Consider the following 14,073-nt stretch of genomic DNA (forward strand, 5'->3'; position numbering starts at 1 on the left):
GCCCTGCTACGCCAAGAAACCCGCCGCCTCCGGCACGAAGGCGACGGGTTTCCGGAACGGCTCAGCGCAGTGCGGCGGCTTCGGCAGCCAGCTTCTCGATCGCGGCGAAGTCCTTGGCCGCCACCAGCTTCGACGGCGTCAGCCACGACCCGCCGATGCAGCCGACGTTCGGCAGCGCCAGATACTCCCGCGCCGACGACAGCGTGATCCCGCCCGTCGGGCAGAACCGCAGCTGCGGCAGCGGCCCGGCGATCGACTTCAGGAACGCCGCGCCCCCGCTCGCTTCCGCCGGGAAAAACTTCAGCGCGCTCAACCCGCGCTCGGCCAGCCGCATCGCCTCCGACACGGTGCTCGCGCCCGGCAGGAACGGCAGCCCGGTGGCGAACGCGGCGTCCAGCACCGCGTCCGTGCTGCCCGGCGTCACCAGAAACTTCGCGCCCGCGTCGGCGGCCTGCTTCGCCTGCTCCGGCGACGTCACCGTGCCGGCGCCCACGACGATGTCCGGCACCTCCGCGGCGACCCGCTCGATCGCGGTCAGCGCGACCGGCGTGCGCAGCGTCAGCTCGATCACCCCGATCCCGCCGGCGTGCAGGGCGCGGGCCGTCGGGACCGCGTCGTCGGCGTCGTCGATCACCACGACGGGCATCACGGGGGACAGGGCGAGCAGGTCCGAGCCGGTGGTCACTGACCGACCTCCTGGGTCTGGAGAGCGTACGGGGACCCGTCCATTGTCCCGCTTCCGAATGGCGGAACGCCCCGGGCGAGGTCCAGCTCCGGCGTGAGCGCCCCGAACACGCTCGCGCCCTGGTCAGCCGGGCCGACCGCGCGGCGCAGCGCCCCGAACAGCTCCCGTCCGGTCCCGCTCCACGCGGCCTCCGACGGCGGGGCGTCCGCGAGGTCCCGCCGGGCCAGTTCCTCGTCGGCGACCAGCACGTCGAGCGACCCGGACCGGGCGTCGAACCGGACCACGTCGCCGTCGGCGATCCGGGCGATCGGCCCGCCCACCGCGGCCTCCGGCGTCACCTGAATCGCGGCCGGGACCTTGCCGGACGCACCCGACATCCGCCCGTCGGTGAGCAACGCGACCCGGAAGCCGCGATCCATCAACACCCCCAACGCCGGGGTCAGCCCGTGCAGTTCCGGCATGCCGTTCGCCTGCGGACCTTGCTGCCGCAGCACCACAACCACGTCACGGTCCAGCTCCCCGGCCTCGAACGCGATCCGGAACGCCTCCTGCGACGTGAACACCCGCGCCGGCGCCTCCACCACCCGGTGCTCCGGGGCGACCGCCGACACCTTCGTGACGGCCCGGCCCAGGTTGCCTTCCACCATCCGCAGCCCGCCGTCCGGCGCGAACGGCCGCCACACCGGACGCAGCACCTCCTCGTCGAGGCTGCGCGTCGGCACGTCCCGCCACACCAGTTCGCCGTCGGACAGGATCGGCTCCTGCGTGTACCGGCGCAGGCCAGGGCCCGCGACGGTCTGGACGTCCTCGTGCAGCAGCCCCGCGTCGAGCAGCGTGCCGACGAGGAACTGGATGCCGCCGGCCGCGTGGAAGTGGTTGATGTCCGCGCTGCCGTTCGGGTACACGCGCGCCAGCAGCGGCACGACCGCCGACAGGTCCGAGAAATCGTCCCAGCTCAGCTGGATCCCGGCCGCCGCGGCGATCGCGACCAGGTGCATCGTGTGGTTCGTCGATCCGCCGGTGGCCAGCAGCGCCACGATGCCGTTCACGAACGCTTTTTCGTCCAGCACCTGCGAAATCGGCGTGTACGCCTCGCCTCGGGACAGCTCGACGACGCGCCGCCCGGCCTCTTCAGTGAGCGCCTGGCGCAACGGCGTGTTCGGCGGCACGAAGCTGGCGCCCGGCAGGTGCAGGCCCATCACCTCGACCACCATCTGGTTCGAGTTGGCGGTGCCGTAAAACGTGCACGTGCCAGCGGAGTGATACGACGCGGCCTCCGCGTCCAGCAGGTCTTCCCGGGTCGCGAGCCCCTCCGCGTACAGCTGCCGCACGCGCGCTTTTTCCTTGTTGGGCAAGCCGGAATTCATCGGCCCGGCGGGCACGAGCACCGCGGGCAGATGCCCGAACGACAGCGCGCCGATCAGCAGCCCCGGCACGATCTTGTCGCACACACCTAGCAGCAACGCCGCGTCGAACATGTCGTGGGACAGCGCGATCGCCGTCGCCATCGCGATCACTTCGCGGCTGAACAGCGACAACTCCATGCCCGGCCGGCCTTGCGTGATGCCGTCGCACATCGCGGGCACCCCGCCGGCAAACTGCGCGACACCCCCGGCCGCGCGGACCGATTTCTTCAGCCATGCCGGATACTCCTGCATCGGCTGGTGCGCGGAGAGCATGTCGTTGTAGGAGGACACGATCGCGACGCCGGGCGCGCGCAACTGCCGAAGCGCCTGCTTGTCGACGCCGTCCATGGCGGCGAAACCGTGCGCGAGGTTGCTGCAGGCGAGGCCGCGGCGGACCGGCCCCTCCTCGAAAGCGGCCGCGCTGCGGGCGAGGTACGCCGCCCGCGTGTCCGCACTGCGCTCGGCGATCCGGTCGGTGACGTCGGCGAGAACACGGTGCACCGCGGCGGTCGGGTTCGGGCTGCTGCTCATCTCAAGCTCCCGGCTCGTGACGGGTTCGCGAGACGGCGGCGCTGGCGTCGCGGGAACGTGACGGTGCACACGGTAACCCGAAAACCCATTAGAAACAAAATCGATTCAGAAACCCCCTACGGGGTGCCGGCGGCGGGAGGTGTTGCCTGGTGGAGCGCACCGGCGGCGGACGAGGCCCGGTGCAAGCTGCCGCGGTCTCGTCTGCAACTGATGACGCGGGTCAGCTAGAGCGAATGGGTGTTCGCGGTTGGTGACAGGCACGATCCCCGGCCGGAGGTGACGGTTGATGCGTGATTCGGAGATGCCCGCTCCGCGGGAGCGCGTGCTGGGCCTGGCGTTGCGCCACGCCCGGATCGAGGCGTGCTTCGGCTTGTGCGAACTGGGGCGGTGGGTCGGGGTGGACCCGGCGCTGCTGTCGAGCTGGGAGCTGGGCCAGCGGGTTCCGACGCTGGAGGACGTGGCCGGGGTGCTGGGCGCGCTCGGGGTGGTCGGCGAGAGAAAGGCGCGGATCATGGCGCTGGCGCGCGAACTGGCGGGGTCGAGCTGGTTCACGCGGGGTCCGCGCACGGACGCGGCGCTGGCCGGGCACGAACGAGCCGCGGCGTCGGTGACCGTGTGGGCTCCGCTGCTGATCCCGGACCTGCTGCAGATCCCCGACTACGTGCGGCTGGCGTTCGGCCCGGGCTTGCGGGACAAGGACGTCCTGGAACAGATCGTCGAGAATCGCTTGGACCGCAACCGGATCCTGTTCGGCGCGGAGACGGTCGAGGTGCGGGTGTATGTCGGATCCGAGGCGCTGCGCAACCACTTCGGCGATGCCGAGGTGATGCTGCGGCAGGTGCGATACCTCAAGGGCCTGGCGGAGACTTCCCGGACGGTGAAGATCCGGCTCGTGCCAAGCCGGGCCGTGACAGAGGGCGCGTTCAGCCAGTACCGGCGGCGGGACACGTCGGAAGTCGTGTACTGCCCGCACCAGCGCGTCGGCGTCTTTCTCGTCGGGCACCAGGCTGCTTCGTACGCGGAAACCATCGAGCGGTTGGCCGAGTGCGCGTTGTCGCCGGCGGACTCGCTGCGCCAGCTGTCGGCCGCGGTTGCCGGGTTCGAGGAGGAGGTGAAAGCTGAGCGGCTGGCTGACGAGGCCGGCCTGACGAGGCTTCTGGAGGGCGAGGATCCAGTCGAATAGGTGGCGCATTGCCGCTTGAATTCAGCGTCGATTCAGCCGCTGTATAACGGTATTGACAAGGTTGGTTTAGGTGACTAATTTTCCACATGGCGAAAATGGGGGTGGGGAAACGGCTCTAACGTCAACCGGACGAGGTCCGGCTCACCGGTGAGCGGTCAGGGCACCGGGCGGAAGGCGAGATTGGCGGGCTCGCTGCTCCCACCGCCCGGGCCGGCCCGGATGCTCGCGGTCGCCGCGCTGGTCACGAGCTTGGGCTTCGGCGGCTACACCGCCGGAAGCGTGCTGTTCTTCACCCGTGGCGCGGGCCTGTCGACCGGCCAGGTCGGAGTGGGGCTGTCGCTCGCCGGTTTGCTGGCGGTCGGCGGGAACATCCTGTTCGGCCGGCTCGCCGACAGGTGGGGTCCGCGCGAGATCACCATGGTCGTGGGTGGTCTTCAGGTGGTGGCACTGCTGCTCAGCACGGTTGTCGATTCCTTCGCGATGTTCCTTCCCGTCGTGTGCCTCCTCGGGGTCAGCGAACAGGCGGGCAAGGTGTGCCGGAACGCGCTGATCGGCGGCGCGGTCGACGGCGACGATCTTGTCCGCACCTTGGCCTACCTGCGGAGCGTGCTCAACGGAGGAATCGCCGTCGGTGCGATGCTCGCCAGCATCGCCGTTCGCTATGACACGCGTTCGGCGTATCAGATCCTTCTTTTCGCGATCGCCGGCGTGAGTCTGTTCGGCTATTCCTTGTACCTGTTTGTTCCCCGGACTCGCCCGGCACCGCGACTGCGGAAGAAAAAAGACTTTCCGAAGGCTCCGCCCAGCATTTCGTATGTGTTCACGGGTCTGCTGTGCGGAATCGTGAACCTCGGCGACACCGTGCTGACCGTCGGCCTGCCGCTGTGGGTGATCGGGCAGACAGCGGCCCCGAAACCCATGGCCGCGTGGCTCCATGCGGTCAACACGCTCCTGATAGTTCTGCTTCAGGTCAGGGCGAGCCGGGGCGCCAAGACGATCACGGGCGCGACCCGGTTGCTGCGGCTGGCCGGGTGGACGATGGCGGCGGCGTGCCCGGTGTTCTGGCTGGCGCACGATTTCCCCGCGGTGTGGGCCAGCATCGCGTTGCTGATCGGTGTCCTGCTGCTGACGGCAAGCGAACTGTGGAATTCGGCGGCGATCTGGGGACTGTCGTTCAGCTTGGCCCCGGCCGAGGCGCGAGGCGCGTACCTCGGGAAGTTCTCCATCGGCACGACACTGCGCGAGGTGTTCGGGCCGGTGCTGGTGATCGGGCTGATCACCGGGACGGGAGGCAGCGGATGGTTCCTGCTGGCCGGACTGATGGCGTTCGCGTCGGCATGCGCCGGGCCGGTGGTGCGAAAGGCGCAGCGCGAGAGTGGAGTCTCTGACGGGACGCTCGCCCGAGGCCGGAGCGGCTCGGGGTAGCAGTAGAAGCCCTGGCGGGGCAGTGTCTGCAAATGGCGACAGCGGCGTGGATGCGTGGTCTGCTGTCACATGGGGTGAGCATCAGGGAACTCTCTGCTTTCACGCAGAGGCTGTGCGCGCCTCGGAGCTGAGTCGCAAGCGGGCGTCGGCGGCTTGAGTTGTGCGGCTGACGTCCTGGTGACGTCCTGGACCCCACTTTCGGCCCCTATCTAGCGAGAAATCCCCAGGTCAACAGGTACAACATGCCCCGCTCTGGTAAATGTGCTACTTGTCACAGTGCACCGCGCGAGGCAGAGTCGTACTTGGCGACGTTGATCGTCACCCGAACTGCCGGCCCCACCATCAGGGAGGCTTCCGATGTCCACCACAGAGATCGCCGAACTTCGGCGCACCATCGGCCAGTTGCGGCAGTGCGTGGGCGCATTGCGATCGCGCTACGGCGACGCGTCCGCGGTGCGCCGGCTGGCCAACGACGTTGAGCGGCTCGACATCGACAGCTCCGATCTGGACGGGCACCCGCCCGCTGTGCCCGCGCAGGCGAAACCTGTCGAACGCGTGCCTGTTCCGGATACTCCCTACGACCCGGCGCTGTGGAGCGGCGCCGACGACGAAGGTGTCGGTGGCTACAAGCGCGACCAGCGGTGAGCGCCCCCGCTGACAACGACGTCAGCCGCGCCCCCACCGGCGTTCGAGCGCCGGGGCGGGCGCGGCTCGCCGCCCGGACACTGCGTACCGACCGGTGGTGGCTGTCGCCCCTGCTCACTGTGCTGGGGCTGGCCACCTTCGTCGTTTACGCGACCGTCCGGGCGTTCGTGCGCACCGCGTACTGGGTGCCCGAATACCACTATCTGACGCCGTTCTACTCGCCCTGCGTGTCCACTTCCTGCGTCGACGGATCCAGCCACTTCGGCCACTGGTTCGGCGAGATGCCGTCCTGGTTGCCGCTCGGCGTGCTCGTGCTGCCGTTCCTGCTCGGGTTCCGGTTGACCTGCTACTACTACCGCAAGGCCTACTACCGTTCGGTGTGGTTCTCCCCGCCTGCCTGTGCGGTCGCCGAACCGCACGCGCGCTACACCGGCGAGACGCGGCTGCCGCTGATCGTGCAGAACGTGCACCGGTACTTCTTCTACGTCGCGTGCGTCGTCTCGCTCGTCAACACCTATGACGCCGTCGTCGCCTTCCAGAGTCCCTCCGGGTTCGGTTTCGGGCTCGGCAACGTGATTCTGGTGCTGAACGTCGTGCTGCTGTGGGCGTACACGCTCTCCTGCCACTCGTGCCGGCACGTCACCGGAGGGCGGCTCAAGCATTTCTCGAAACATCCCGTCCGGTACTGGATCTGGACGCAGGTCACGAAGCTCAACACCCGGCACATGACCCTCGCGTGGACGACGCTCGGCACGCTCGTGCTGACCGACTTCTACGTGATGCTCGTCGCCAGCGGTGCGATCGCGGACCTGCGATTCGTGGGCTGAGCCCCGGAAATCCAGCAGTGCAAGGCAGTTCTCCCCAGCTCGTGAGGTGGCTTATTCCATGACCGAGGTCGAACGGCACAGCTACGACGTGGTGGTGATCGGTGCCGGCGGCGCCGGTCTGCGCGCGGTGATCGAAGCGCGCGAACGCGGTTTCAGCGTCGCAGTGGTGTGCAAATCCCTTTTCGGCAAAGCGCACACGGTGATGGCCGAGGGCGGCTGTGCGGCGTCGATGGGCAACGCGAACTCGAACGACAACTGGCAGGTGCACTTCCGCGACACCATGCGCGGCGGGAAGTTTCTCAACAACTGGCGGATGGCCGAGCTGCACGCCAGGGAAGCACCGGACCGGGTCTGGGAGCTGGAGACGTACGGGGCGCTCTTCGACCGCACCGCGGACGGGCGGATCAGCCAGCGCAACTTCGGCGGGCACACCTATCCGCGGCTCGCGCATGTCGGGGACCGCACGGGACTCGAGCTGATCCGCACGATGCAGCAGAAGATCGTTTCGTTGCAGCAGGAGGATTTCAAGCAGTACGGCGACTACGAGGCCCGGATCAAGGTCTTCGCCGAATGCACGGTCACCGAGTTGCTGCTGGACAACGGCGCGGTCGCCGGTGCGTTCGGCTACTGGCGCGAGAGCGGGCGGTTCGTGCTGTTCGAGTCGCCCGCGGTGGTGCTCGCGACGGGCGGCATCGGCAAGTCGTTCAAGGTGACGTCGAATTCGTGGGAGTACACCGGCGACGGGCACGCGCTGGCCCTTCGCGCCGGGGCGAAGCTGATCAACATGGAGTTCGTGCAGTTCCACCCGACCGGGATGGTCTGGCCGCCGAGCGTGAAGGGCATCCTCGTCACCGAGGGCGTGCGCGGCGACGGCGGGGTGCTCAAGAACTCCGAGGACAAGCGGTTCATGTTCGAGTACGTGCCCGAGGTGTTCAAAGGCCAGTACGCGGACAGCGAGGGCGAGGCCGACCGCTGGTACACCGACCAGGAGAACAACCGCCGCACGCCGGACCTGCTGCCGCGCGACGAGGTGGCGCGGGCGATCAACTCCGAGGTCAAGGAGGGGCGCGGGTCCCCGCACGGCGGCGTGTTCCTCGACATCGCGAGCCGGCTGCCCGCCGAGGAGATCCAGCGGCGGCTGCCGTCGATGTACCACCAGTTCAAGGAACTCGCCGACGTCGACATCACCAAGGAGGCGATGGAGGTCGGCCCCACCTGCCACTACGTGATGGGCGGGGTCGAGGTCGACCCGGACACCGGCGCGGCGAGCGTGCCCGGGCTGTTCGCGGCGGGCGAGTGCTCCGGCGGCATGCACGGGTCGAACCGGCTCGGCGGCAACTCGCTGTCGGACCTGCTCGTGTTCGGCAGGCGGGCCGGGCTCGGCGCGGCGTCCTATGTGGACGGTCTCAAGGAGCGGCCGGCGATCGCGCAGTCCGATGTGGACGCCGCGGCCGCGATGGCGCTCGAACCGTTCGACCCGCCCGCCGAGGGCACGCCGGAGAATCCGTACACGCTGCACACCGAACTGCAGCAGTCGATGAACGACCTGGTCGGCATCATCCGCAAGGCCGGGGAAATCCGGAAGGCGCTGGAAAAGCTCGCGGACATCCGCCGTCGCGTGGGGCAGGTGGAGGTGGAGGGCCACCGGCAGTTCAACCCCGGCTGGCACCTCGCGCTCGACCTGCGGAACATGCTGCTGGTGAGCGAATGCGTCGCCCGCGCGGCGCTGACCCGCACGGAAAGCCGCGGCGGCCACACCCGCGACGACTATCCGTCGATGGACGCGGAATGGCGGCACCGGCTGCTCGTCTGCTCCGCGCAACCGGGCGACAACCCGCTGGTGCCGGACGTCGACGTGGTCGTGAAGGAACAGGTGCCGATGCGCCAGGACCTGCTGGAGCTGTTCGAACTCGACGAGCTGGGCAAGTACTTCACCGACGGCGAGCTGGAGACCCACCCCGGGAGGACCGCGTGAGCTACCAGGCGAAGTTCCGCGTGTGGCGAGGCGACGCGACCGGCGGAGACCTGCAGGACTTCACCGTCGAGGTGAACGAGGGCGAGGTCGTGCTCGACATCATCCACCGGCTGCAGGCCACCCAGGCCGCCGACCTCGCCGTGCGCTGGAACTGCAAGGCGGGCAAATGCGGTTCCTGCTCGGCGGAGATCAACGGCAAACCGCGGCTGCTGTGCATGACGCGCATGTCGACGTTCACCGAGGCCGAGGTCGTGACCGTTACGCCGATGCGCACCTTCCCGGTGATCCGCGACCTCGTCACCGACGTGTCGTTCAACTACACGAAGGCTCGCGAGATCCCGTCCTTCACGCCGCCGGAGGGGCTCAAGCCCGGCGAGTACCGGATGCAGCAGGTGGACGTCGAGCGCTCGCAGGAATTCCGCAAGTGCATCGAGTGCTACCTGTGCCAGAACACCTGCCACGTCGTGCGCGACCACGAGGAGAACAAGGAGAGCTTCGCCGGCCCTCGCTACCTCATGCGGATCGCCGAACTGGAGATGCATCCGCTGGACGTCGCCGACCGCCGCGACGCCGCCCAGGACGAGCACGGGCTCGGGTTCTGCAACATCACCAAATGCTGCACCGAGGTGTGCCCGGAAGGCATCCACATCACCGACAACGCGCTGATCCCGATGAAGGAACGCGTCGCCGACCGCAAGTACGACCCGATCGTCTGGCTCGGGGACAAGCTGTTCCGCCGTAACCGGTGAGCGATTCCCCGCCGTGGGGCGGGTTTCGCGCAGTGGCGGACCGGTCGCGTGCACGGCGGGGGTCGTTCACGCGGGCGGTGGGCCGGTTCGCGGTCGCCTGGGCTGGTTCGCTCGCGGGGAGCGGGCCGCGGACCTGCTCACCCTGGCTTGGGCCTGTTCGCTCGCGGGCGTGGGCGTCCTCGCGCGGGCCGCGGACCTCTTCACCCCGGCTCGGGCGTGTCCACCCTGGCCCGAGCCGGTTTGCTCGCGGGCCTCAGGGCGCGTACGTTCGCGGGCTGCGGGCGTATTCAGTTGTGGTTGGGCGATAGGCGGTTCCTCCTTCCTTGGAGACGATGGGCGTGGTGGCATGGACTCGACAACAGCCGGGCCAGATACCGGGCCAGGTGCCTGGCCACGGGGCGGCTCGCTGAGGGTTCCGTGTTCCGGCCGGTTCGGGCAGGTTCGGGCGGCTCGATCTCCCCACGCGCCGGCGAGGTCGAAGCCGACCAAGGCGCGGACCAGCGCACGGGAGTGATCAAGGAACCTGCGCGGCCGCTGCGAGAACGCTCGCGGGCTCATGCCACAGGACTTGCTTTGATGACATCAACGTTAGCACCGCCCACAACCACCCGGCATCACTCGATCGGCTCGAGTCAAGAGACGATTTCCGTTGCCACGCAAGAAGTCGCAGAAAGGAAGAGCCCATGATCACCGGCACCCACGTGATCCTCTACAGCAAGAACGCCGCAGCAGACCGGGAGTTCCTCCGGGACGTACTGGAGCTAGGCCACGTCGACGCCGGCGAAGGCTGGCTCATTTTCCGTTTGCCCCCAACAGAAATCGCCGTGCACCCGACCGGCGGAGAACCGCACCAGGAGTTCTACCTGATGTGCGACGACCTAGACGACACCGTCCGGCAGCTGACCGAGAAAGGAGCCGAAGTGGACGGTGAGATCACCACAGCATCCTGGGGCACACGAGCATCGATCCGCCTGCCCAGCGGCAGCGTCCTTCCGCTGTATCAGCCGCGGCATCCGTTAGCGCACGGCTGAAAACAAGAAACCCCCAGCGCCGCAAGGAAAGCAGCGCCGGGGGCTTCGAGAAAAGAAACCGTCAGAAAGGCCCACCGCGCAGGCCGCCGGTCGCCGCAGTGGTCATCTCCACAGCCTCCTTGGCGTCCGTGTCGATGTGCTTCTTGCTGCGGCGGTTGCGCCGCTCCAGGTACGTCGCGAGCGCGGTCAGCAGCAGGCACATCGCGATGTAGATCGCCGCCGCCACGAGGGTCGACGGGACGATCGGGCGGCCGAAGTCGCCCTGGCCGCCGATGTAGCGGGCGTAGTACAGCAGCTCCGGGTACGTCACGAGGAAACCGAGCGCGGTGTCCTTGAGCAGCACCACCAGCTGGCTGATGATCGTCGGCAGCATCGCGCGCAACGCCTGCGGCAGCAGGACCGTGAACATCACCTGGGTCTTGCGCATGCCGAGCGCGTACGCGGCTTCGCTCTGGCCCTTCGGCAGGGACAGGATGCCCGCGCGGAACACCTCCGCCAGCACCGAGCCGTTGTACAGCGTCAGGCCGAGCACCACCGCGAACAGCGGCGACGTGTCCACGCCGAGGGTCGGGAGGCCGTAGTAGAACAGGAACATCAGGATCAGCAGCGGGATCGCGCGGAAGAACTCCACGACGAACGTGCAGATCCCGCGCACCCACGCGTGCTCGGAAAGCCGTCCGGCGGCGAACACCGCGCCGAACGCGATGGCCAGCACCGCGCCGAGCGCGAAGGCCTTCACCGTCGCCAGGATGGCGTTCGCGAGGTCGCTCTGCACCTGGGAGTACTGCAGCCACTCCCACTTGCGGCCGGTGAACTGGCCGGTGTCGACGAAGCGGTAGATGACGAACGCGATCAGCGCCGCCACGACGAGGGCGCCGAGCACCGCGTAAAGCCGGTGCCGCACGCGCGCTTTCGGGCCGGGGGTGTCGAAAAGAACCGTGCTCATCGGGCCACGCTCCAGCGCTTCTCCAGGCTGCGCTGCACCAGCGACAACACCGACACGAGGATGATGAAGCCGAGCGCCACCCACAGGAGCGCGACCATCTGGTCGTCGCCGCGCTCGGACACGTACTGCCGGATCGCGCCCGCCTCGGCGACCGAGAACCCGCTGGCGATCGTCGTGTTCTTCAGCAGCGCGATGAGCATGCTGACGAGCGGCGGCACCACCGAGCGCAGCGCCTGCGGGAGGACGATGCCGCCGAGGATCTGCCCGGACGACAGGCCCAGCGCGCGGCCCGCCTCGGCCTGGCCGATCGGCACCGTGTTGATGCCGGAGCGCACGACCTCGCAGATGAACGCCGACGTGTAGATCGTCAGCGCCACCGCGGCGGTCGGGAAGTAGTCGATCTTGACGATGTCGAGCAGCGGGTACGCGAACACGAGGAACGCGAAGACCAGCGTCAGCGGCGTGTTGCGCAAGAGGGTGACGTACGTCGTGCCGATCGCGCGCAGCAGCGGGACCGGGCTCACCCGCAGCATCGCGAGGATCGTGCCCAGCACCAGGCTGCAGGCCCCCGCGATCAGGAACAGTTCGATCGTGGTGAGAAAGAACGGACCGAAGAGGTCCAGATTGTCGAGCAGGACGTCCATGGAGCCTTCCCCGCGTCCGTGTGCCGATGGTGGGTGTGCCGCGGCCGGTGGGCGAAAACCTCGCCCACCGGCCGCCGGATCAGATCAGTACCGCTCGATGGCCGGCGGCGTCGCGGGCGCGCCGGACTTGCCGAGGGTGGCGTCGTAGATCTTCTTCCAGGTGCCGTTGTCGATCGAGGCCTGCAGCAGGTCGTCGATCTTGCCGCGCAGCACCTTGTCGTCCTTGTTCAGGCCGATGCCGTAGGGCTCCTTCGAGAACGGCTTGCCGACGACCTTGAAGGTGTCCTTGTCCTGCGCGGCGTAGCCCTTGAGGATCGCGTCGTCGGTGGTGACCGCGTCGACCTCCTTGGTGTTCAGCTTGTCCACGCACTGCGAGTACTTCTGGAACTCGACGATCTGGTCGGTGAGCTGCTTCTCGCGCACGCGCTGGATCGGGGTCGACCCGGTGACCGAGCAGACCTTCTTGCCCTTCAGCGTCTCCGGCCCGGTGATCGAGGTGTCGTCGGCGCGCACCAGCAGGTCCTGCCCGGCCTGGAAGTACGGGCCGGCGAACGACACGAGCTTCTTGCGCTTGTCGCTGATGGTGTAGGTGCCGACGTAGAGGTCGACCTGGCCGTTGGAGATGGCCTGCTCGCGGGCGGCCGAGTCGACCGTCGTGTACTTGATCTTGTCCTCGCTGAAGCCGAGGCCCGCCGCGACCATCCGGGCGATCTCGATGTCGAAGCCCTGGAACTTGCCGGTCTTCGGGTCCTTCTGGCCCAGCTCGGGCTGGTCGTCCTTGACGCCGATGGTGATCGTGCCCGCGGACTTGACCTTCGTGAACACCGCCGAGCCGTCGAGCTTGACGTCCTTGGCGACCTCGTAGGTAGGCAGCGGCGCGGCGCTGGCGTTGTCGCCGCCGGAGCCGGCCGGGGTGCCTTCCTTGCCGCAGGCCGTGAGCAGCAGCCCGCCGGCGAGCAGAGCGGCCGCGAGGGTGCGGATCCTCATGTCTGTCTCTCCAATATCTGTCCGGGAACGTCGGTACCGGTCCGGGTACGGCCGATTACAGCCACCTCGGACGCGGGGCGCCGGGGGATTCCCCCGAACGGGTCAGTGGGTCAGGATCTTGCCGAGGAAGTCCTTGGCACGGTCGGACTTCGGCTTGGTGAAGAACTCCTCCGGCGTCGTGTCCTCGACGATCTCGCCGTCGGCCATGAAGAGGACGCGGTCGGCCGCGCGGCGGGCGAAGCCCATCTCGTGCGTGACCACGAGCATCGTCATGCCGTCCTTCGCCAGCCCGGTCATCACGTCCAGCACCTCCTGGACCATTTCCGGGTCCAGCGCCGAGGTCGGCTCGTCGAACAGCATCACCTTGGGCTTCATCGCGAGCGCGCGGGCGATCGCGACGCGCTGCTGCTGGCCGCCGGACAGCTGGGCCGGGTACTTGTCGGCCTGGTTCGCGATGCCGACGCGCTCGAGCAGCTGCATCGCGGTTTTGCGCGCCTCGGCCTGCGCCGTCTTGCGCACCTTGACCGGCGCGAGCATGACGTTCTCGAGGATCGTCTTGTGCGCGAACAGGTTGAACTGCTGGAAGACCATGCCGACGTCGGCGCGCAGCGCGGCGAGCGCCTTGCCCTCGGCGGGCAGCGGCACGCCGTCCACGGCGATCTCGCCGGAGTTGATCGGCTCGAGCCGGTTGATCGCGCGGCACAGCGTCGACTTGCCCGACCCGGAGGGCCCGAGCACGACGACGACCTGGCCGCGCGGCACCTCGAGGGTGATCTCGCGCAGCACGTGCAGATCGCCGAAGTACTTGTTCACGGCGGCCGCCTTGATCATCGGCGTCGCCACCTCGGTGGTCATCGTGGCCTCCAGAGCTCCGTTGGTCAGCGGCGTCCGCGGAACCGGGGTTCCGCAACGCTTGCGGAAACCTACTACCGGGACATCTCTTGTAAAGACGGCTTGAGCAATACTTAGGGTTTCAACTACGTATCGGATGCGGCCGTCGTGGCGGCTTTCAGCCTAGTCGGGCCTGTGGCCGCCGCCA

The 14,073-nt window shown here is 68.3% G+C and carries 13 protein-coding genes; 7 read left to right on the forward strand and 6 right to left on the reverse strand.

Features of this window, described 5'->3' with window-relative positions:
• Positions 1–61: 61 nt before the first annotated feature.
• Both eda and edd read right to left on the reverse strand, forming a co-directional pair.
• Positions 62–685, reverse strand: a complete 624-nt coding sequence (gene eda, locus ACFSVL_RS41535; protein WP_378312814.1) for a bifunctional 4-hydroxy-2-oxoglutarate aldolase/2-dehydro-3-deoxy-phosphogluconate aldolase — start codon at positions 683–685, stop codon at positions 62–64.
• Positions 682–2,622: a phosphogluconate dehydratase gene (gene edd, locus ACFSVL_RS41540; RefSeq protein ID WP_378312816.1), complete on the reverse strand. Its 1,941-nt coding sequence runs from the start codon at positions 2,620–2,622 to the stop codon at positions 682–684. Before edd ends, eda begins: the two co-directional genes overlap by 4 nt.
• Before the next feature lie 286 nt (positions 2,623–2,908).
• On the opposite strand from edd, the gene ACFSVL_RS41545 reads away from it, so the two are divergent.
• The 7 genes from ACFSVL_RS41545 (at position 2,909) to ACFSVL_RS41575 (ending at position 10,457) form a co-directional block, all read left to right on the forward strand.
• Entirely contained in the window at positions 2,909–3,805 is an 897-nt protein-coding gene (locus ACFSVL_RS41545) for a helix-turn-helix domain-containing protein (protein WP_378312818.1), read from the forward strand.
• Between the two features lie 147 nt (positions 3,806–3,952).
• Complete coding sequence (locus ACFSVL_RS41550; RefSeq protein WP_378312820.1) at positions 3,953–5,230, forward strand: MFS transporter; 1,278 nt, start codon at positions 3,953–3,955, stop codon at positions 5,228–5,230.
• A 357-nt stretch (positions 5,231–5,587) separates the two neighbouring features.
• On the forward strand, positions 5,588–5,875 hold the full coding sequence (locus tag ACFSVL_RS41555) for a hypothetical protein (protein ID WP_378312822.1): 288 nt from the start codon (positions 5,588–5,590) through the stop codon (positions 5,873–5,875).
• Entirely contained in the window at positions 5,872–6,702 is an 831-nt protein-coding gene (locus tag ACFSVL_RS41560) for a hypothetical protein (RefSeq protein WP_378312824.1), read from the forward strand. The genes ACFSVL_RS41555 and ACFSVL_RS41560 overlap by 4 nt, the downstream gene beginning before the upstream one ends.
• Before the next feature lie 58 nt (positions 6,703–6,760).
• Positions 6,761–8,677, forward strand: a complete 1,917-nt coding sequence (locus tag ACFSVL_RS41565; protein ID WP_378312825.1) for a fumarate reductase/succinate dehydrogenase flavoprotein subunit — start codon at positions 6,761–6,763, stop codon at positions 8,675–8,677.
• Positions 8,674–9,426, forward strand: coding sequence for a succinate dehydrogenase/fumarate reductase iron-sulfur subunit (locus tag ACFSVL_RS41570; protein WP_182890833.1), 753 nt, complete (start codon positions 8,674–8,676; stop codon positions 9,424–9,426). The genes ACFSVL_RS41565 and ACFSVL_RS41570 overlap by 4 nt, the downstream gene beginning before the upstream one ends.
• Positions 9,427–10,109: 683 nt before the next feature.
• Complete coding sequence (locus ACFSVL_RS41575; RefSeq protein WP_378312827.1) at positions 10,110–10,457, forward strand: VOC family protein; 348 nt, start codon at positions 10,110–10,112, stop codon at positions 10,455–10,457.
• A 61-nt stretch (positions 10,458–10,518) separates the two neighbouring features.
• Here ACFSVL_RS41575 and ACFSVL_RS41580 read toward each other — a convergent pair whose 3' ends face one another.
• The 4 genes from ACFSVL_RS41580 to ACFSVL_RS41595 form a co-directional block, all read right to left on the reverse strand.
• The gene (locus tag ACFSVL_RS41580) at positions 10,519–11,403 is read right to left on the reverse strand and encodes an amino acid ABC transporter permease (RefSeq protein WP_378312829.1); all 885 of its coding nucleotides are present in this window, start codon (positions 11,401–11,403) and stop codon (positions 10,519–10,521) included.
• The gene (locus ACFSVL_RS41585) at positions 11,400–12,047 is read right to left on the reverse strand and encodes an amino acid ABC transporter permease (protein WP_378312831.1); all 648 of its coding nucleotides are present in this window, start codon (positions 12,045–12,047) and stop codon (positions 11,400–11,402) included. Before ACFSVL_RS41585 ends, ACFSVL_RS41580 begins: the two co-directional genes overlap by 4 nt.
• Before the next feature lie 84 nt (positions 12,048–12,131).
• Positions 12,132–13,034, reverse strand: coding sequence for a glutamate ABC transporter substrate-binding protein (locus ACFSVL_RS41590; RefSeq protein ID WP_378312833.1), 903 nt, complete (start codon positions 13,032–13,034; stop codon positions 12,132–12,134).
• Between the two features lie 102 nt (positions 13,035–13,136).
• On the reverse strand, positions 13,137–13,865 hold the full coding sequence (locus tag ACFSVL_RS41595) for an amino acid ABC transporter ATP-binding protein (protein ID WP_378313200.1): 729 nt from the start codon (positions 13,863–13,865) through the stop codon (positions 13,137–13,139).
• Between the last annotated feature and the right edge of the window lie 208 nt (positions 13,866–14,073).

Origin of the sequence: Amycolatopsis silviterrae (genome assembly GCF_042684085.1) — a bacterium.
In the GTDB taxonomy this organism is placed as follows: Bacteria; Actinomycetota; Actinomycetes; order Mycobacteriales; family Pseudonocardiaceae; genus Amycolatopsis; species Amycolatopsis silviterrae.

Bases quoted from the DNA above. Each gene is read 5' to 3' on its own strand.
- ACFSVL_RS41590 (WP_378312833.1), bottom strand. From the start codon at position 13,034: ATGAGGATCCGCACCCTCGCGGCCGCTCTGCTCGCCGGCGGGCTGCTG.
- ACFSVL_RS41580 (WP_378312829.1), bottom strand. From the start codon at position 11,403: ATGAGCACGGTTCTTTTCGACACCCCCGGCCCGAAAGCGCGCGTGCGG.
- ACFSVL_RS41565 (WP_378312825.1), top strand. From the start codon at position 6,761: ATGACCGAGGTCGAACGGCACAGCTACGACGTGGTGGTGATCGGTGCC.
- ACFSVL_RS41555 (WP_378312822.1), top strand. From the start codon at position 5,588: ATGTCCACCACAGAGATCGCCGAACTTCGGCGCACCATCGGCCAGTTG.
- edd (WP_378312816.1), bottom strand. From the start codon at position 2,622: ATGAGCAGCAGCCCGAACCCGACCGCCGCGGTGCACCGTGTTCTCGCC.
- ACFSVL_RS41595 (WP_378313200.1), bottom strand. From the start codon at position 13,865: ATGATCAAGGCGGCCGCCGTGAACAAGTACTTCGGCGATCTGCACGTG.
- ACFSVL_RS41545 (WP_378312818.1), top strand. From the start codon at position 2,909: ATGCGTGATTCGGAGATGCCCGCTCCGCGGGAGCGCGTGCTGGGCCTG.
- ACFSVL_RS41575 (WP_378312827.1), top strand. From the start codon at position 10,110: ATGATCACCGGCACCCACGTGATCCTCTACAGCAAGAACGCCGCAGCA.
- ACFSVL_RS41585 (WP_378312831.1), bottom strand. From the start codon at position 12,047: ATGGACGTCCTGCTCGACAATCTGGACCTCTTCGGTCCGTTCTTTCTC.